The organism is Oceanihabitans sp. 2_MG-2023, assembly GCF_030547245.1.
Lineage (GTDB): Bacteria > Bacteroidota > Bacteroidia > Flavobacteriales > Flavobacteriaceae > Oceanihabitans.
In genome coordinates this window covers 123,878-143,666 of record NZ_JAUOQT010000005.1, presented here as the reverse complement: position 1 = coordinate 143,666, position 19,789 = coordinate 123,878, and the positions used below count along the sequence as shown (strand labels likewise).

The following is a 19,789-nucleotide window of genomic DNA, read 5'->3' as shown; positions in this document are numbered from 1 at the left end:
TTAGAGATTAAAATTTGTTTGGCAACCACGCTTTTATGGATTGTAAATTCTGTTTATAAGTAGCATAATTAAAAAGTTTATACTTACTATTGATTAGGTATTTTTTTGAAATTTCTTTTTTTTCAAAATTACCAATACACAAGTTCAGTATTTTTTTTGTAAAATATATTGGAACATGCTGAAACACCTCCTTTTTAAAATCTAGTGCTGTTCGCTCTTTTCCTTTTAAAAGGTCTTGATACGGCCATAAAATATGATTCGAATATACCATTGCTTTTCGTAAACGAGATAAATAGTTTAGGTTTAATCTTCCATCTGTCATAAAATGTTTAAAATACAAACGTTCGTCATACCAAATTTTATATCCTAATAAACGTAATGCATAACTATATTCTGTATCTCCTCCAGAACTTAAACTATCTCCTTTTCTACAGCTTAACAAATGGTTAAAACCTAATGTTTTTAACTGCAGCCAATGCGATTTACGTAAAACCATTCCTGCACCATACAAACATCCTTTTTGGTTTGTTATATCGCCACTTTGTTTGCCTTGTTTAGATACTGCGAAATATTTGGAATAGGTACTAAACCAGGCTGGTTTTTCCAACTCAAAAACAGCATCACACCAACCTCCTAATGCACCAATACTGGTGTTTTCTGTCATTATTTGATAAGCAGTTTCTACATAGATATCACATAACCAGTTATCATCGTCGCACACCAAAATATATTCGTACTGTGCTTTTTCGTAGCCTAAATCTTGTGCGTACGATTTTCCAGGAATTGGCTGTATAAAAGAATAATATTCTATTTGAGAAGCTCCATGCGTTTTCCACCAAGTATCTGCATATTCTTTTGTGTCATCTGTAGATGCATTATCTACAAAAATAATTTCGCAAGGAACCGTAATTTTTTGTGCAGCGATGTGCTGCAATGTTTGCTCTAGTCTTTTTTTACCATTGTAGGTACAAAGTACGATAGAAATTCCTTTAACCATTCTGTATTTTTTTTAGAGCAATTCTAGTTTTATAATAAAAGTAAGTATGCGTTAAAAACATTTTTTTTACTTCTATTTGGTTTTTTAAAAACAAACCTTTATTGGGTTCTAATTTATTTAATGCCTTGCTTTTAGTATAAATATAAACCAAAGACTTCTTTATTTTATTAAGCATAAATTTAAAGGTCACCTTTTTATTTTTTAAAGCATCTAAGTATATATGTAATACAAAATTAGACCAATACATAGAGGTTCTTAATTTTAACAAATATTCCCATTGCATTCTATTTTTAGGCATAAAATGATGAAAAAACAAAGCATCCTGAAACATCACTTTTACATTAATTAGTTTTAAGCCATAAATTAACTCTACGTCTCCACCACTAGATAATTGTTTTCCTTTTCTGTCGGTAAGAATGTTTTTAAAACCTTTTTGTTTTAAACTTTTAATTGTGCTTTTACGCAATGCCATACCTGCACCATAAATATACTGATTGGTGTTATTTATACAGCCCGTTTCTGTTGCTGGTTTACCAACCGCAAAATTACCAGCAAAAGCATCAAACCATTCTGGTTTATCAGCTTCAAAAACGGCTTCACACCAACCTCCTACCGCTCCTATTTCTGGATTTATTTGGAAGGTATTAAAAACTATTTTTACATAATCGTTTTGCAACCAATTATCGTCATCACAAAATAGAAAAACATTATAATTCGCTACAGCCATGCCTTTTTCTCTTGCAAACGACAAACCTGGATTCTTTTCGTTTACCACCGTTAAAGGAACAGGATCTCCAAGTTTTTTCCATATAGAAATAGCTTCTTTAGCTGTTGCATCTGAAGAGTTATTATTTACTAAAATAATTTCCCAAGAAACCGTATTCTCTACGTTTTGGTGTGCTAGATGCTTTAAGGTTTCTGGCAACCTATTTACACTATTATAGCAACAAAGTATTACACTTACACCATTTACTGCTTCGTCCATCTCTTTTTAAAAGCTTTAATTTGTGAAGCATTATAAAAGGTCTTCATATATTTTGAAGTATATATTGTATCTAATTTTTTATCGGGAATACTTAACGCGCTTTTAATCTTTTTATTAAGCGCTCCAGATGCTCTAGAAGAGGTTATATTTTCTTGATGTAAGACGTAATTATCTTTTCCTAAAAACACATTCATTGCTTCATTATACACCGTATTTAATTGCTCTAATTGCAGGATTAATATTGGTATATTATTCGATGTATAGGTTTGAAATCCTGTTTCTGTATTAAATGTTTCCTCAAAAACATTACATCCTGTAAATTCTAAAAAATCGGTTTCAAACCAATTTTCAGAATATGAAAAATCGTTATTATTTAAATAATCTAGAATGCTTTCTGCAGATACTTTAGTGATATCGTCTACATTAAATATATGTTGCCATGCTTGAAAAATTCCAGATATATCTCTTGCTATAGGATCTCTTGTAAGGGATATAATTTTTATATTCCATTGTTTTTTCTTGAATAATTTAAATAACCTATTAGCTGTTTTTATATTGTTTTGAAAAATTTCATGATCGTTTTTAAGCTTATTTAACCAAGTATCTCCTAAAAAGTGTACATGATGAATTTCTTTATACGGAAATTTCTTTTTTAAAGAATAATAAACCGAAGACGAACCAACTTTACTAAGCGTATAGACTAAAATTAAATCTTTATCTAGACCTAATTTTGTATAGTATTGTTTTCTAACAAAATGATATGGTTTTTTTAGGGCTTTTTTTAAAAAACTGGTTGGATTCTTCATTTAAATTTTTGAGCATTTAATTTATAATGCTAATATGAAAATATTTAATTAGTCTAATTGTATATAGCGAAGATACATAATATAGGCTTTCCGTAAAAAAGGTTTATTTGGAAACTTTAATTTCGAAATATTTATTTGAGTACTTCTTTTTTTGGCGATTACAACTTCTTGTTCTTTTTTATTTAAAAAAGGGTAGATTATTGTATAAAATTTTAAAAAATTTTGTTTTACTTTCAATTTATCTATACCAGAATATGCGCCTTTTTCATGTTTTCTATACACACTCATTACTTGGTTTATGCACATTATATCTGCCTCTTTAGAAAGTAATTTGTATAAGCTTAAATCACCAAAAGGGACTCTATAAAACCATTTTGGAAACTCCAATTTTTCTGGCTTTCTAAATACAACACTTGCTGTTGTAATAAAATTATAATGTTTTAATAATTCTATAAACTGAAATTTTTTTTCTTGATATGGCTCAGGAATAGGATGGATATATTTGGCATCCCTTTTTAAAACATTAGCTCTATGAAAACAAATATTGATCTCTTTATTAGTGTTTAAAAAATCTACTTGCTTTTTAAGTTTTAAAGGATCTGTCCAATAATCATCTCCTTCACATAGCGCAATAAATTTTCCTTTACATTGTTGTAATGCAAAAGCAAAATTTGGCATCATGCCTAAATTATTTTCGTGATTAAAATATTTTATTAGATTACTTTTAGGATGTTGTTTAATTATTTCAGAAATTTTTTCATCTGTATTGTCTGTAGAACAATCATTTGCTATAATTAATTCTATATTAAAATCAACTTCCTGATTTAAAACACCTTGAATCGCTTGAATAATATATTGTTCCTGATTATAAACAATCATACAAATACTCACAACTGGTAAATTGCTCATATCTAATTAAACATTTTTTTTATTACAGCTGGCACACCCGCTACCATACAGTTGTTAGGAACATTTTTTGTTACAACAGCTCCTGCTGCAACGACAACGCCTTTACCTATTTTAACACCATTTAAAATAGTTGCTCCACTACCAATCTGAGAAAAATCACCAATTTCACAATGCCCTAAAAGCACAGCATTTGGTGAAACTTCAACATAGTCCCCAATCGTAACATCATGTGTAATTAAAGCATTGAAATATATAATAACTCCTTCACCTATAGTAACATCATTAGATATCACACTTTGACATAAAATATTACAACCTTTACCAATGATCACATTATGCCTTCCTATTTCTGCTTTAGCACTAATTGTAGAAACTAATTCGCCTCCTAGTTCCTTAAATTTTACAGCTAGTTTATTTCTTAAATATGGATTTCCAATTCCAATAGTAAAAGTATTATTCGTGTTTTTAAAATACGTACTCACTTCTAAATATGATTTTAAGATTGGGTATGTATTATATAGTAAATCTGGTCCATTTTGTGTGACATTATCAAAAAAAATCAAATCCTTTAATGGTATAATTTCTTGATGGTATAGAACTTCTAATACTTCTTTTGCAAATCCTTTAGCTCCTATTACTATCATAAATTTGTTTGTATTACATTAATAATAGTTTCTAAATCTTTCTCTTGTAAACCTACAAATAATGGCAAACAAATAATTCTTGAAGCGATACTTTCTGAAATGGGCATAGACTCACTATTAACATATGGAAGCGTATTTAAAGAAGGGAAAAAATAACGTCTCGGAAAAACTGAATGATTATTTAACGCTTCTATTACTTTTAATAATTGGGTTTCGCTTTCAAAAATTACTGGAAAATAACTATAATTCCATTTGGTATGCTCCCTTATTCTAAGTACTTGTAAACTTGAATTTTTAAATGCTTTATTGTAAACATCTACTACTTTTTTTCTTGAATTAATTATTGTTTCCATATAAGGTAAAACAGCCAAACCCATTGCTGCTTGAGGCTCACTCATTTTAGCATTTACACCCAAACTATGAAAGTTCTCGGGACCATCATGACCAAAATTATGGTGTGAATACATTTTCTTAAAATAGGTTTCTTTACAAAACAAAGCACCACCTTCTCCGGTATGAAATAATTTTGTAGCGTGAAAACTACAAGTACTTACATCTCCCAAATTAAATATAGATTCTCCTTTGTATTGCATACCAAAACAATGCGCTGCATCGTAAATAACTTTTAAGTTGTGTTTAAATGCTATTTTTTCTATGGCTTCCACATGGCATGGATTGCCAAAAACATGGGTTGCTAGTATCCCTGAAGTATTTGGTGTAATTGCTGCTTCAATTTTGGATTCGTCTATTGTTAAATACTCGGGATGAATATCTACAAAAATTGGTGTGCAATTTTCCCAAACAATACTAGAGGTTGTAGCTACATAACTAAAAGGAGTCGTAATAATTTCACCTTTTAGTCCCAAAGCTTTTATGGCTATTTGTAATGGCAATGTGCCATTAGTCATTGCTATAATATTTGGTGTATTTAAATACTGTTTTAGGGATGCTTCTAATTCTTTCACTAAAACACCTCTGTTAGTCATCCAACCTGTTTGCCAAGCACGATGCAAAATATCTTGATACTCTTTTTGTGGTGGTAAAAATGTTTTGGTTACATGAATCATAAAATGGTTGTTTTATTCTCCCATGGAAAATCTTCTCTACTTTGCGGTTTATTTAAAAACGCACATAATTTACCATAATCTGAAGCATTAGAAATATTTATGGTTAATAATTTTTCTGGACGACTTTCAAAATAGGCTTTTACACTTTGGTTATGGTTTGTATAGGCTTCTATTAAAGTTTCTTTATGATAAGGGTTGGTTTCTACAATTTCACCATATACAAATCGCATATAATCGTAAGCAAACCCCTTATATCTATAGTTTCCATTTTTTAATTGCTCTGTTGTTGGTGCTTTAACACCGTTTGACCATAATTTGGAATGGTATTTAACAATCGATTTATACCATTGTTCTGCACTATCTCTTTCTGTTAATATAAATTTTGCGTTTTTAAAATACCTATCTAAAAACAGGTAGGTATAAGGTAGAGAGTAAGGTACGTCTTGAAAAGCTGTAGCTGTTTTTGATAGTTTGATAATATCTTTAAAATCTCTATGATACCAACTTTTTATTAAAGTTTCTCCTATAGTTTGGTCACCAATATTATAACCAAAACCTTTTAAAACAGCTTCTAAAGATGTGGTTCCTGTTTTATTAAATCCTATACAAAAAACCTTAGCTTCGTTTTTATTTATTATTTTTTTTAACCCTTCCATATAAACTTAGGTTTAAAATAACCTGGAGATTTTCCCATCCAATCTCCTAAATTCTTTTCTTCTTGTATGATTGAAAAATTAATGACATCTTTTTCATGAAACAATGGTTTTTTTGTGTCTGTTACCATCATATCTACATAGAAAACACCTTCATTAAAAAAATGGGAAGGTATTTGCATTTCCAGTTTTTTATTTCCTTTAAAGTTAAGTGTTTTTTCTCCTAATTCGGAATTAGTAACCAGAACGATTTCACCTGCTTCATTTTTAATCATAAATACAACTGTTATGTAACTAGTATCAAATTTTTCTATTTCTGTTTGAAAAAGAATGACATCTTCTCTAGTAATTGGTGCATTAAAATCTTTTATTTTAGCCTTTACCCCTATATGCTTTACTAAGCATTTTTCTGTATCAAAATTAGAAGAATCAAAATAACGAATACAACTAGATCCTTTTTGATTATCTGCAGTTAAATAAAACTGTATTGCTTGGTCTGTATTGCCTTCAAAAACGGAAGTTCCATTTTCTAACACAATAGCTCTTGTGCATAAACTTTTTACTGCAGCCATATTATGACTAACAAACAAAACAGTTCTACCATCCCCTTTACTTATATCTTGCATTTTACCTATAGCTTTTTTTTGAAATTCGGCATCTCCAACGGCCAAAACCTCATCAATCACTAAAATATCAGGTTCTAAAAAGGCCGCAACGGCAAAGGCCAAGCGCACACGCATACCAGAACTATAGCGTTTTACAGGTGTATCTACATAACGAGCACAACCAGAAAATTCGATAATTTCTTCTTCTTTGGCTTTTATTTCGGCTTTATTCATTCCTAAAATAGCACCATTTAGATATATATTTTCTCGTCCTGTTAGTTCTGGATGAAAACCAGTTCCTACTTCCAATAAAGAAGCAATTCGTCCTTTTGTTTTTATCTCTCCTGTTGTTGGAGCAGTAACTCTTGATAGAATTTTTAGTAGTGTTGATTTTCCTGCTCCATTTTTCCCTATAATACCTAAAACCTCACCTTCCTTAACCTTAAAGTTAATGTCTTGTAACGCCCAAACATAATCACTATCTGCTTTAATGCTTCTATCGTTGAGAGCTCCTACTTTTAAAAACGGATCTTCTTTACCTCTAACACGATGCCACCAACGATTTAAATCATGACTTAATGTCCCTGTACCTACAAGGCCTAGTCGGTACTGTTTACTTATATTTTCAGCTTTTAAAATGACACTCATTCTTTATTATTTTTGTGAGTTGCAAATTGTGAGGTGTGAAACTACTAATCACTTTTCACTTTTCACTTCTCCCATTTTCACTATTCACTATTCACTATTCACTAACTAAACCGTATCTATGAATGTTTTTTCTGTTCGGTTAAAAATAATAATACCAAAAAACAAAATTAAAAAGGTCATAACTATTGTATATAATATACCAAACCAACTAAATGTTCCTGTCCCTAAAAGCATAAAACGTGCTGTTTCAATAATATAAGCTAGTGGATTATACTCTACAAGCCAAGCTATTCTAGGTAGTTTTTCACGCATTAAAGCTAAAGGATACATTACAGCAGAAATATACATTAATAGTTGTAAACCAAAACCAACTAAAAACTTTAAGTCTCGATATTTAGTTACCAAGCTAGAGATAATCATTCCTATTCCTAGACCAAATAACCCCATAAGAATTACTAATAAAGGAAAAAACACAATACTAGAATCGAAGTGTATTGCTGCGTCGTTAAAATAATAATATATATAAAAAACAATAAAAATTATTAATTGAATTCCAAACTTCACTAAATTAGAGATAATAACAGAAAGAGGTACAATAATTCGTGGAAAATATACTTTTCCAAAAATACCTGCATTGCTTTTAAATGTATCGGAAGTAGCATTTAAACAGGAATTAAAATAACCCCAAATAGAAATTCCAGCTAGATTGAACAAAAATGGAGGAACTGTTCCTGTTTCAATATTAGCAACTTTATTAAATATTAATGTAAATGTAATAGCTGTAAATAGTGGCTGAATAAGATACCATAAAGGCCCCAATATCGTTTGCTTATATACGGTAATTACATCTCGTTTTACAAATAGCACTAACAAATCTCTATAACGCCAAATTTCTTTAAAATTGAAATCTATTAATTTACGCTTAGACGAAATGGTATAGAGCCATTTATCATCATTTAATTTACCCAATGTCTATTTTTTTTGATTAGGGCTAATATAAGAAATCGATAAGTTTTTTAAGAAAAGAATTAAAATTATCTAACTGCATTAATAGATTCCTTTTTATTTCTCGTGGCATCAGTATTAGTCAATACTAACCAAAGTATTTATAAGCCTTAGTTAAAACCTACAACAAACTACAATACAGCCCCTTAAGACTTTTCACTTCTTTGTTAATATTGAAGTTTTTATGACTATAAAGAATTGCTTCTTTTGAAAACTCTTTATATATTTTAGGATGTTTCCATAAATAAATAAGATGCGATGCTGCTGATGCTATATCATTAGGTGAAACACAAAATCCTGTTTTAGCATCTAAAACAACCTCTGGTAAACCATCACTATTAGAAACAACGGCAGGAAGTCCCTGAGCTTGAGCTTCAATAACAGACATTCCTAAAGATTCGGAATGACTTAATTGTAAATAGAAATCATTTGCAATTAAACGTTTTTTGAGTTCCTTATTACGCACACTACCAAAGTAGGTTACACAATCGCTTAAATTATATTTATCTATTAAATAGTAAACCTGACCTGTATCTGCTCCTCCTCCATAAATCTCATATTGCACCGGTATTTGTTGTTCTTTTAAAAGTTTAACAACCCTTAAATTGCCTTCTATATTTTTTTCCCAACACATCCTATAAGCCGAGACTACTTTTAAAATAGTAGTTTCTGTTTTTTTTTCGGAAACAGGAAAAGCTTCACCAAAAGATATTGGAATAACATGAATATTATTTAATGGTATTTTCCATTTTGTGTGCAAATATTCTTTTTGATGAATACTCATAACTACAAATGCATCTATTAATTTGCCATAGTGAGTATAAAAATCTTGCCATTTTTTTATATACCAAGGTTTTACATAAGTATCTCCTCCGCGAAGCGTAATAACAATTTTTGGCCTATTCTCTTTTGGTAATTGCAATATATTATACACCTTAGAGAACATATAAGATTGTTGAATATGAATAATATCAACCTTTTGTTTTAAGCTTATAATTTCTAAATAATTTAATTTTGACCGATTTGTTAAAGCATATAGTTTTTCTTTAAATCTTCTTTCTCTATAAGACGGAATAATGATATCTGCAGTTGTGGAAGACTTATTAAAAGCTACCACAGATACATCTAACATTTTATTTTGCTTTAAAGCTTCTATTACAGGAGGTATGTATGGTTGATATTGTTCACCATACGTTTCAAAAAGCTGAAATGTTTTAATTTTATTCAAAAATAAGCTTGTATTAAATAATCCAAGAATAGCATCTAAGCATAAATGGTAATTTAATGTCTTCTACTCGCCAAAGACACATCGATTTATCTGCATATTTCATTTCCTTTTTAAAATACTTTTCATCAATAATATGTAATGGTTCTCCTAAAAAAAATGGTGCAGCTTCTAAGTTTAATTTCCGCCATTCACCAGTTAAAATATCTTTATTTTTTTCTGTTTTTACAAATGAGGTTAGTAAAACATATTTACTTTTACTACTCTTTATATTTTTTAAAGCTTTATAAATATCCTTATAGGATAAATGTACTAAACAATCTCTACAAAAAACTAAATCTACTTGCGGCAATTGACTAGTAATTAAATCTAAATCTGCAAATGTGATATTACTTTTAGAAAATTGTTCCTTATTTTTTAATATGAGAGAAGATACAATATCACCTCCCGTATAATTAACACCATGAAGATCTACTTCTTTCATCCAATTAAAATCTCCACATGGAATATCTAATATGGATTTTATTTTCTTTTCTTTAATTATTTCCTCTAGTCCATTTCTTAAATCAATAGTTACTGACAACTCTGAACCATCACCAGAAACACTTTCTACACTACTCCAATGGTTTGAATCTTTTATATTAGTAAAAACCTCTTTTGCGGATTGTTTTTTTTTCTTTGAAGCTTTACGTTTTAATTTAATGAAATCGACAAGAACTTCTGGCAGGTGTTTTATTATAAAATTTTTCATTATAGCACAAAGTTAACATCTTTAATCTTTCGAAAATTAATTACACCCATAGTTTGTTTGTTTTTTTAGAAACAATTGATTTCATATGATGATTTATATTTTTAATGTTGTAGTAAAAAAAAACTTAGTTATCTGAAATGATTTTCTAATGTAACCATTTCTAATACAGTTAAAATATATTTTAAGATATAACTTTATAGCCTGTAAGTAAGCATTTGAATCCCACAATAATTTCATTAAACTTTTACTGGCGCTAAAATATTTTTTAAATAAAGTATTTTTTACTTTTTTGTTTCCTTTAGATTTAAAATATTTAAATTGATAATAGAATGTTTTATTTTTTTCTTTAATTCTTTTTGATTCTTGCATAGCACTCCAGACACCTCCAGCGTGTATTCTATATACCCCATTTTTTAATTCGCTTTGAAATTTTGAACCACCGTACTCACCAAGCATAGATACTAACAAAGTATCTCCATTTATACATTTCAAAAAACTTTCTGGAAATTCTTTTATTACATTTCTAAAACACATAGACAATGTAACTATATGTCTTCCTATCATAAGTTCTTCGCCTGTAAAATCTAATTGCCTATTAGCTTCTAACAGAGAGTCATTTATAACCAGTCCGTTTTCATCTAAAACACTAGCATTATGGCAAGACAAAACATAATCTGTATTATGTTCTAAAAAATCAAATTGTTTTTGTAATTTCAATTCATCTACCCAATAATCATCACCTTCTAAAAGAGCAATATATTTCCCTTGGCATTTATTTAAAGCAAATGCAAAATTGGCCATCACTCCTTTATTTTTCAAATGTCTATAATATACTATACAATCTCCTTTATTATTAGAATTTTGAATCTCTTCAACAACTCGTTTTGTGTTATCTGGAGAGCAATCATCAGCAATAATTAATTCAAAATCAAAATTAGTATGTTGCATTAATACACTTTCAATAGCTTGTTTAATAAAAGCTTCATGACCATAAGTTATCATACAAATACTAACGACAGGATTCTTACTTTTACTCAATTTTTTTTAATGTTTTAATATTTTTTAATAACAGATAAGCCATGTAAAAACAATTCGATAAACACTTACCCTACAACAAGTATAAACTACCTGTCTGAATTTTTATTAATCCATGTCTGTTCTAATTTTTCTAATTTGAACTTCATTTTAGCCTAATAATAACCCTATAATTTTCAAAGTTAAACTTATTTATGAAATAGTAAATCTTCTATAATATAAAGACATTAAAAGTTTAAAAGTACTTAGCTAATGTAAATGTTAAAAAGTGTTATCATATCAAAACATACTATTTATTAAAAGCATCCCAAGTAATTCTCAACCCTTCACCAACAGTAAATTGCGGTGCATACCCCAAGAATTTTTCAGCTTTAGAAATATCTGCTAAAGAATCTCTAACATCGCCTTGACGTGTAGGTCCATGTATCGCTTTTAGTTTCTTATTTGCTGCTTGGTTTAGAGAATTCCATAAGTAATTAACACTTATACGATCGCCACAAGCAATATTAAATACCTGATTAGCTGCTTCCTTTGAAGCAAACATCCCTTTTACATTGGCTTGTACTGCATTATCTACAAAAGTAAAATCTCTGGTTTGTTCGCCATCGCCATGAATATTTGGTGCTTTATTATCTTTAAGTGCTTGCATAAATAATGGTATTACTGCTGCATAAGCGCCATTTGGACTTTGTTTTGGTCCGAAAATATTAAAATAGCGAAAACCAATAACATCGGTATTATAGGTTTTACCAAAAACATCAGCATACAGCTCATTAACGTACTTAGTTACCGCATAAGGTGATAGTGGACTGCCAATATTTTCTTCTACTTTTGGTAATGCTTTACTATCTCCATAGGTAGAACTAGATGCTGCATACACCATTCGCTTAACGGTTTTGCTTTCTTTTACAGCGATAAGCATGTTTAAAAACCCACTAATATTAACAGCGTTGGTTGTTACTGGGTCGTTTATAGAACGCGGTACAGAACCTAATGCAGCTTGATGCGAAACATAGTCTATATTCAACATCGCCTTTTTACAGGTTTCTAAATCTCGAATATCCCCTTCTAGTAATTCGAAAGCAGGATTATCTTCAAATTCACTTAAATTTTCTCTATATCCATTAGAAAAATTATCCAGTACTCGAACTTTTTTTGCTCCAAACTTCAACAAATATTCAACAAGGTTAGAGCCTATAAAGCCTGCTCCTCCTGTTACTAGAAAACTGAAATTAGCTAAATCTTGTTTGTGATATGGTTTTGTATACATAATTTTTAAATTTATAGGCCATTACGAGGAGTGCAGCGTTCCAGCAATCTGTTAATTATTTATTGGATGCTTCATGAGATTGCTTCACTGCGTTCGCCATGCCCCAATATTATAACTTTTGTTTGCTGTACTTTGATTTTCGAAACGCGGCATCTAAAAAACGTTAAAGCCTACCATTTACCATTTCCTTAGGTAATAAGGACTTCACATCAAAAATAACACCTATAGGCGATTTTAATTTTTCGATATCTATTTTAAGAAATTCGTTATGACTTACTGCTAAAATAATAGCATCATAATTATCGCTTATTTCAGTTTTAGAACATAATAAATCAAAACCGTATTCATGCTTTACTTCTTCTGAAGAAGCCCAAGGATCAAAAACATCTACATCTACGTGATAGGTTTCTAATTCTTTAATAATGTCTATTACTCTAGAGTTTCTAATGTCTGGACAATTTTCTTTAAAGGTAATTCCTAAAACCAATGCTTTAGCACCTTTAATGGTAGCACCTTTATTAATCATTAACTTTACCGTTTCTTGCGCTACATAGCTTCCCATGCTATCATTCATTTTACGTCCTGCTAAAATAATTTCAGGGTTGTAACCAGACTCTATTGCTTTTTGAGCTAAGTAATACGGATCTACTCCTATACAGTGCCCTCCAACTAATCCTGGCGTAAAATTAATGAAGTTCCATTTGGTTCCTGCAGCTTCTAAAACTGCTTTAGTATCTATATCTAATATTCTAAAAATTTTAGATAATTCATTTACAAAAGCAATATTAATATCGCGTTGTGAGTTTTCTATAACTTTTGCAGCTTCAGCAACTTTTATTGATGAAGCTTTGTGTGTTCCCGCCGTTATAATTGACTTATACAAATCGTCTATAACAGTTGCTATTTCTGGTGTAGAACCAGAAGTAACTTTTAATATTTTGGTTACGGTATGTTTTTTATCTCCAGGGTTAATTCGTTCTGGCGAATAACCAGCAAAAAAATCTGTATTAAATTTTAATCCAGATTGCTCCTCTAAAATAGGGACACAAATATCTTCGGTAACACCAGGGTAAACTGTAGATTCATAAATAACGATATCGCCTTTTTTTAAAACTTTCGCAACCGTTTCACTGGCTTTTATTAAAGGAGTAAAAACGGGTTTATTTAAACTATCTGTTGGTGTAGGAACAGTGATAATAAACACATTAGAAGCTGCTAAGTCTTCTGGCGTATTGGTTATATACAGCCCTTTTTGAGTAGTGTTAGTGTCTACCAGCACTTTTTGTAACTCTTCGGATTCGACCTCTAAAGTTTTATCTATTCCTTGTTGTAATTCTGTTACACGAAGCGTATTAATATCAAATCCTATTACTGGATATTTTTTTGCAAATTCGGAAGCTAATGGCAAGCCAACATAGCCTAAACCAATAACGGTTATCTTATGCATTTTCATTATGTATTTTATTGATTAATAGCGGTAACGAATATATTAAATACTTTTAATAAATGCTTTAACTTTTTTAAATAATGACTTATTAGAGTCTTCATGGTAGGCATTTCCGTAAACCCCGTAACCATAGCCGTAACCATAGCCATAACCATATCCATAATTATGGTTGGTTTTATGTTTGTAAAAGTTAAGTACAATACTAATATTCTTGACTTCTCCTGCTCTATATTTTGCATTAATTAATTGCAACATCCCTTTTTTAGTATAGTCTAAACGTACCATAAAAATAGAAGCATCTGCATATTGTACCAATTCTAAAGCATCGGTTACTAAACCTAAAGGAGGTGTATCGAGTACAATCATGTCATACTTCTTTCTTAGTTCTTGAATCAATGGCGCCATTTTATCACTCATTAAAAGCTCTGAAGGATTTGGCGGTATTGGCCCTGAGGTAACTACATCTAAATTTTCGATATTGGTATTGTTAACCACTTCATCAAAAGTACTATCCCCTATAAAATAATTTACTATTCCGACTTCATTAGTCAAATTAAAATCATCAAATATTTTTGGTTTCCGTAAATCTAATCCTAATAAAATAGTTTTCTTTCCAGACAATGCATATACCGTAGCAATATTTATAGAACAAAAAGTTTTTCCTTCCCCACTCACCGATGAGGTAACCATTATAGTCTTACCTCCTTCTTTTTCATCCTTTAGCTTATTTTTGTAAAAAAACTGCAAACTAGAACGTATAGCTCTAAAAGACTCGGCAACAGCCGATTTAGGTTTTTCGAAAACTACTAAATTATTATGATATTTATATTTACCTATTAACCCAAGAATTGGAATACTTGATAATTGTTCTACCTCATCTGACCCGTGTATGGTATTATCTAAAAGAAAAATAATGAAAATTAGAAATAAAGGAATAAAGAAACCTAACATAAGGCCCATCATATAATTTAAAGACTTATTTGGTCCTATCTTTCCTCCTCCAATATCTTTTGCCTCATCTACTATTGTGATATCCGAAATATTAGCTGCTTTAACAATAGCTGCTTCACTACGTTTGTTCATATACACATCGTAAGCTTCTTGGCTAATGTCTAATTTTCGTTGAATTTTCAAGTACTCTTGTTGATCTTCTGGAAGCCCACTCAACTTTGCATCCATATTAGCAATATTCCTATTAATGGTATTCAGTTGAGTATTAATAGTACTAATAGTAGACTTTATAGTTTCTAACAATACATTTTTTTCGGCATCGATTTGCCTGTCAATATTTTTAAATATTTCCGATTCCTCACGAGTGGTATATTCTAAACTCCTTCTTTCTATCGCTAAATTGGTGATTTTACCAACACTGCTTAAAATATTCCCTTCAGAAATTCCCACCGAAGTAGGAGCTGCTATATTGGTGTAGTCTGTTTTGGTTCTTAAATAAGTTTCTAGTCTATTTAAATAATTAAGTTTTGTTTGTTCTACCTCTTTTTGGCTTTCAAAACCTTTTAATCTAGACGAGATATCGGTCATTTCTGCTCCAACATCAAACACCCTATTTTTTTTTCTAAAGGCATTCATTTCTTTTGTAAAATCCTTCAAACTAGTATCTACTTCAGCTAAACTACTATCAATAAACTTAATAGTATTGGTTGCATATAAGTTTTTACGCTCTAACTCGGTTCTACTTAAAATGGCTGCTGTAGTATTTAAATAATCTACAATTTTTGCTTTATTAGTTCCTGCTAGTGAAAGTCTTAAAACTGGAGAATTGGTTTTATTAAAAGCTCCAACTCCTACACGGCTTTTATAAGAATTCACTACTGCATCAAAATTCTTAAACAAGATATAAAATTCGGTTTGAGGTTTAACTTTTCTATCTTTTCTAAGCAGAATCGTTCCACTAAAAAAAGGCAATGCAATAGGTTCTCCTATAGCGTATTGCTTTGTAAAAGAGCCAGAAGGTGTTGTTATAGAAACAAACTCCTTAGTATCATAACGTTGCCCTCTTGCTGAAGTTCCTTCAAACTCTGTGAAAATTTCAAATGCTGTATCACTAACAAAACGCACACCTATGTATCTACCATGTGCTTGAGGCTTAGTGAGGTCTAATGCTACAAAAAAAGGTGCCTGTTTGTAAATATCAATTTTTCGATACTTCCCTTCTACTAAGTAATCCATATAAAACTGAAGGGAATCTACTACCTTTTCATTATGTGTCCTAGTTTGCAATGTCGTAATCGTTTTCCCCATCTTACCAGAAACTCCTCCCCAGTTAAAAGAAATACTAGTATTGGCAGTAAAAAAAGGGTTTTGATCATTTTCTACACTTATTAAAGAATCTAACTTATAAACATTTTGCTTTCTAACATTAAGTAAATACGCTATAATTAATGCAGCACCAATACAAAGAAGAACAAACTTCCATAAATTAATAACTTTAAACAGGAAGCCTTTAAAGTCAAAAGCAACATGATTAGATTCTAAATTTTCTATATCATCAAATTCGTTGTAGGCCATAACTTATATACGTTGAAATAATAAAACGGTAGTTGTAATTAATGATAAAACAGTGGCAACTGCTCCTATATTTTGCAATACATTGGTTCCAGTACCCCAAGCTTTCTGTTTTAATGGTTTTACATAAATCATATCATTGGGTTGAATATAATAATAAGGAGAATCCATAACGTTTATATCTGTTAAGTCAAGATGATGAATTTTTTGTCCTTGTGGATATTGCCTAATTATTAAAACATCTTTCTTGTCTCCAGTTACAGGTATATCACCAGAATTAGCAATTGCTTCTAGAATATTAACACGTTCTTGAAATAACACTTTAGTACCCGTACTCCCTATTTCTCCCGTAGTTACATATTTTAAACCGGTAAGTTTTACGGTCACAAAAATATTAGCCGTTTCTTTAAATTCTTCTGCTAATAACTTCTCTTCGATCATTTGCTCTATCTCTTCTGTAGTATACCCTAAAACATTCATTTTACCTAAAGTAGGAATTCGTATATTACCATGTACATCTACAGTAAAACCATCAAAATAAGAGCGTTCAACACTACCAGCATTTAAATCGGCTTCCCCTATTGGGTTAAAGATCTGTACGTTTTCTTGATCTAAAGCTTTTACCCGAATATTTAGTATGTCGTTAATTTGAATACGATATGGTTTTTGCTTTTCTACTATAGTTTGTAATGAATCTATGGTAGATTCCTTTTCTTGTATGTATAACGTATCTTTATGAGGAATACAAGAGCTAGCAAATACAGTAAGAATAAAAGAAAGAGCGAAAAATAATTTCTTCATTTTTGAAGTTTAATGTTACGTAACAAATATAAGTTTTCAATAGGAATATAAAAACTTATAGAACTTTTTTTGGTTTTTTGTACGTTATTTGTAAAAAACACAAAATTTGAATTACCTAAACGTAGAAAACATATCGAAATCGTATGGAGAATTAACACTCTTCCAAGACATTTCATTTAGTATTCATAAAGATCAAAAAGTAGCATTTGTAGCTAAAAACGGTACCGGAAAAACGTCCATTCTAAATATTTTAGCGAAACTGGATGAGCCAGATGCTGGTCAAGTAATTTTCAGAAAAGATATTGTCGTTTCCTTTTTACCTCAAGAACCTAATTTAGACCAAAACCTTAGCATTGAAGAAACTATTTTTAGTTCGGATAATGAAATTTTAAAAGTCATTAAAGCTTATGAAGAAGCGCTATTAAATCCAGAAGATACCGAAGCATATCAAAAAGCTTTTGAAAACATGGACAGGCATAATGCTTGGGATTTTGAAACGCAATACAAACAAATACTTTTTAAACTAAATCTAGAAGACCTAAACCAAAAAGTAAACGCGCTTTCTGGTGGACAAAAAAAACGGCTTTCTTTAGCCAATGCATTAATTAACAAACCCGATTTACTTATTTTAGATGAGCCTACCAACCATTTAGATTTAGAAATGATTGAGTGGCTAGAAACCTTTTTTGCTAAAGAAAACATCACCCTTTTTATGGTGACGCACGATCGTTATTTTTTAGAACGTGTTTGCAATGAAATTATAGAATTAGACCAAGGCGAATTATTTTCATATAAAGGAAACTATTCGTACTATCTTGAAAAAAGAGAGGAACGTATAAACATAGAAACCGTAGAAACTGGGAAAGCAAAACAACTCTATAAAAAAGAACTTACCTGGATGCGAAGACAGCCAAAGGCAAGAACTACAAAATCGAAATCTAGAATAGACGATTTTACCGAAATAAAACACAGAGCACACCAACGCAGAAACGACCATGAAATGCAGCTAGAGCTAAATATGGAACGGCTTGGAAGCAAAATTATTGAGCTTCACAAAATATCAAAATCCTTTAAAAACAAAACTATTCTCAATCAATTTGAATACAACTTTCAAAAAGGAGAGCGTGCAGGAATTATTGGTAAAAACGGAACAGGAAAATCTACATTCCTGAACATACTAACACAAACAATACAACCAGATTCTGGTAAAATTACCATCGGTGAAACCGTGAAATTTGGCTATTACACCCAAAGCGGAATAGATGTAAAACCAGACCAAAAAGTTATTGATGTAGTTCGCGAATTTGGAGATTATATTCCTCTTAAAAAAGGAAGACAAATAAGTGCACAACAACTTTTAGAACGTTTTCTATTCGACAGAAAAAAACAATATGATTTTGTCGAAAAATTAAGCGGTGGCGAACGCAAAAGACTATACTTATGTACTGTACTAATTCAAAATCCAAACTTTTTAATTTTAGATGAACCTACTAACGATTTAGACATTGTAACGCTTAATGTTCTTGAAAGTTTTTTATTAGATTTCCCTGGTTGCTTAATTGTGGTTTCGCACGACAGATATTTTATGGATAAAATTGTAGACCACCTTTTTGTTTTTAGAGGAGAAGGTGTTGTAGAAGATTTTCCAGGAAACTATAGCGATTATAGAGCGTACGAAGACAGTCAACCAGCAATAACAGAAAATACAGAAGATAAAAAAGAAAAGAAATCTTGGAAAAAAGATAGTAACACAAAACTATCGTACAACGAACAAAAAGAATATAAAAACATTGAAAGCAAATTAAAATCTTTAGAATTCGATAAAAAAGAATTAGAAGCTAAATTTTTAGACGAAACACTTACACAAGAAAAGATTACAGAGCTTTCCGATAAACTACAAAATATTATTACAGAAATGGAAACCAAAGAAGAACGATGGTTTGAACTTATGGAAAAAATGGAAGAATAACTTTTTTGTAATTTATTAACTTAGTACCAAGTAATCCTAAATCAATGAAGAATGAAAGTTACAACTGAAAAAAACGAAAAAGTTGCTAATATGATATTTACAACCATTTATCCGCTTTACTTAAATAGGTTAGAGAAAAATGGTAGAACAAAAGAAGAATTAAATCAAGTAATAGAATGGCTTACTGGATTTAACAATAAAGAGTTAGAAACACTTTTAGAAGAGAAAGTAACTTTTAGAACCTTTTTTCAAAAAGCGACAATTCATCCTAACGCCCACCTGATTAAAGGAGTGGTTTGTGGCTATCGCATTGAAGAAATTGAAGATGAATTTTACACTTACAAACAATGCCGTCGTATGGAAAAGCTTATCGACGAGCTAGCTAAAGGCCGTAAAATGGAGAAAATTTTAAGAGAAGAAAAGAAATAACTTAAACCAACATAGTCGAA

At 30.5% G+C, this 19,789-nt stretch carries 18 protein-coding genes; 2 read left to right on the top strand and 16 right to left on the bottom strand.

From position 1 onward, the window contains the following. Window positions 1–7: 7 nt before the first annotated feature. The 16 genes from Q4512_RS12220 to Q4512_RS12145 form a co-directional block, all read right to left on the bottom strand. Window positions 8–997 (bottom strand): glycosyltransferase, encoded by a 990-nt coding sequence (locus Q4512_RS12220; RefSeq protein WP_303425067.1) that lies wholly within the window; start codon window positions 995–997, stop codon window positions 8–10. Then, entirely contained in the window at window positions 990–1,982 is a 993-nt protein-coding gene (locus tag Q4512_RS12215; RefSeq protein WP_303425065.1) for a glycosyltransferase, read from the bottom strand. The genes Q4512_RS12220 and Q4512_RS12215 overlap by 8 nt, the downstream gene beginning before the upstream one ends. Continuing rightward, window positions 1,967–2,788 carry a putative capsular polysaccharide synthesis family protein gene (locus Q4512_RS12210; protein WP_303425063.1) on the bottom strand — a complete coding sequence of 274 codons (822 nt, stop codon included), beginning with the start codon at window positions 2,786–2,788 and terminating at the stop codon, window positions 1,967–1,969. The genes Q4512_RS12215 and Q4512_RS12210 overlap by 16 nt, the downstream gene beginning before the upstream one ends. A gap of 48 nt (window positions 2,789–2,836) precedes the next feature. After that, complete coding sequence (locus tag Q4512_RS12205) at window positions 2,837–3,697, bottom strand: glycosyltransferase (protein ID WP_303425060.1); 861 nt, start codon at window positions 3,695–3,697, stop codon at window positions 2,837–2,839. A 2-nt stretch (window positions 3,698–3,699) separates the two neighbouring features. Continuing rightward, the gene (locus tag Q4512_RS12200) at window positions 3,700–4,341 is read right to left on the bottom strand and encodes a NeuD/PglB/VioB family sugar acetyltransferase (RefSeq protein ID WP_303425057.1); all 642 of its coding nucleotides are present in this window, start codon (window positions 4,339–4,341) and stop codon (window positions 3,700–3,702) included. Continuing rightward, window positions 4,338–5,408, bottom strand: coding sequence for a DegT/DnrJ/EryC1/StrS aminotransferase family protein (locus Q4512_RS12195; protein ID WP_303425054.1), 1,071 nt, complete (start codon window positions 5,406–5,408; stop codon window positions 4,338–4,340). The genes Q4512_RS12200 and Q4512_RS12195 overlap by 4 nt, the downstream gene beginning before the upstream one ends. Then, window positions 5,405–6,064, bottom strand: a complete 660-nt coding sequence (locus tag Q4512_RS12190; RefSeq protein WP_303425051.1) for a sulfotransferase — start codon at window positions 6,062–6,064, stop codon at window positions 5,405–5,407. The genes Q4512_RS12195 and Q4512_RS12190 overlap by 4 nt, the downstream gene beginning before the upstream one ends. Continuing rightward, window positions 6,052–7,314, bottom strand: coding sequence for an ABC transporter ATP-binding protein (locus Q4512_RS12185; RefSeq protein WP_303425048.1), 1,263 nt, complete (start codon window positions 7,312–7,314; stop codon window positions 6,052–6,054). Before Q4512_RS12185 ends, Q4512_RS12190 begins: the two co-directional genes overlap by 13 nt. 105 nt (window positions 7,315–7,419) lie before the next feature. Further along, the gene (locus Q4512_RS12180; protein WP_303425045.1) at window positions 7,420–8,283 is read right to left on the bottom strand and encodes an ABC transporter permease; all 864 of its coding nucleotides are present in this window, start codon (window positions 8,281–8,283) and stop codon (window positions 7,420–7,422) included. A 157-nt stretch (window positions 8,284–8,440) separates the two neighbouring features. Beyond that, window positions 8,441–9,547 carry a glycosyltransferase family 4 protein gene (locus Q4512_RS12175; RefSeq protein WP_303425044.1) on the bottom strand — a complete coding sequence of 369 codons (1,107 nt, stop codon included), beginning with the start codon at window positions 9,545–9,547 and terminating at the stop codon, window positions 8,441–8,443. Window positions 9,548–9,560: 13 nt separating this feature from the next. Continuing rightward, window positions 9,561–10,295, bottom strand: coding sequence for a class I SAM-dependent methyltransferase (locus Q4512_RS12170; protein WP_303425042.1), 735 nt, complete (start codon window positions 10,293–10,295; stop codon window positions 9,561–9,563). Between the two features lie 93 nt (window positions 10,296–10,388). Continuing rightward, on the bottom strand, window positions 10,389–11,333 hold the full coding sequence (locus Q4512_RS12165; protein ID WP_303425040.1) for a glycosyltransferase: 945 nt from the start codon (window positions 11,331–11,333) through the stop codon (window positions 10,389–10,391). A gap of 286 nt (window positions 11,334–11,619) precedes the next feature. Beyond that, window positions 11,620–12,600: an SDR family oxidoreductase gene (locus tag Q4512_RS12160; protein ID WP_303425038.1), complete on the bottom strand. Its 981-nt coding sequence runs from the start codon at window positions 12,598–12,600 to the stop codon at window positions 11,620–11,622. Between the two features lie 163 nt (window positions 12,601–12,763). Beyond that, a complete protein-coding gene (locus tag Q4512_RS12155) occupies window positions 12,764–14,053 on the bottom strand; it encodes a nucleotide sugar dehydrogenase (RefSeq protein WP_303425036.1) in 1,290 nt (429 codons plus the stop codon). A 36-nt stretch (window positions 14,054–14,089) separates the two neighbouring features. After that, a complete protein-coding gene (locus Q4512_RS12150) occupies window positions 14,090–16,573 on the bottom strand; it encodes a polysaccharide biosynthesis tyrosine autokinase (protein ID WP_303425035.1) in 2,484 nt (827 codons plus the stop codon). A gap of 3 nt (window positions 16,574–16,576) precedes the next feature. After that, window positions 16,577–17,371, bottom strand: coding sequence for a polysaccharide biosynthesis/export family protein (locus Q4512_RS12145; RefSeq protein WP_303425032.1), 795 nt, complete (start codon window positions 17,369–17,371; stop codon window positions 16,577–16,579). Window positions 17,372–17,477: 106 nt separating this feature from the next. Here Q4512_RS12145 and Q4512_RS12140 point away from each other — a divergent pair, with 106 nt between their 5' ends. Then, window positions 17,478–19,340, top strand: coding sequence for an ABC-F family ATP-binding cassette domain-containing protein (locus Q4512_RS12140; RefSeq protein WP_303425029.1), 1,863 nt, complete (start codon window positions 17,478–17,480; stop codon window positions 19,338–19,340). A gap of 51 nt (window positions 19,341–19,391) precedes the next feature. Further along, window positions 19,392–19,769, top strand: coding sequence for a DUF2200 domain-containing protein (locus tag Q4512_RS12135; protein WP_303425026.1), 378 nt, complete (start codon window positions 19,392–19,394; stop codon window positions 19,767–19,769). The last annotated feature ends 20 nt before the right edge of the window (window positions 19,770–19,789 follow it).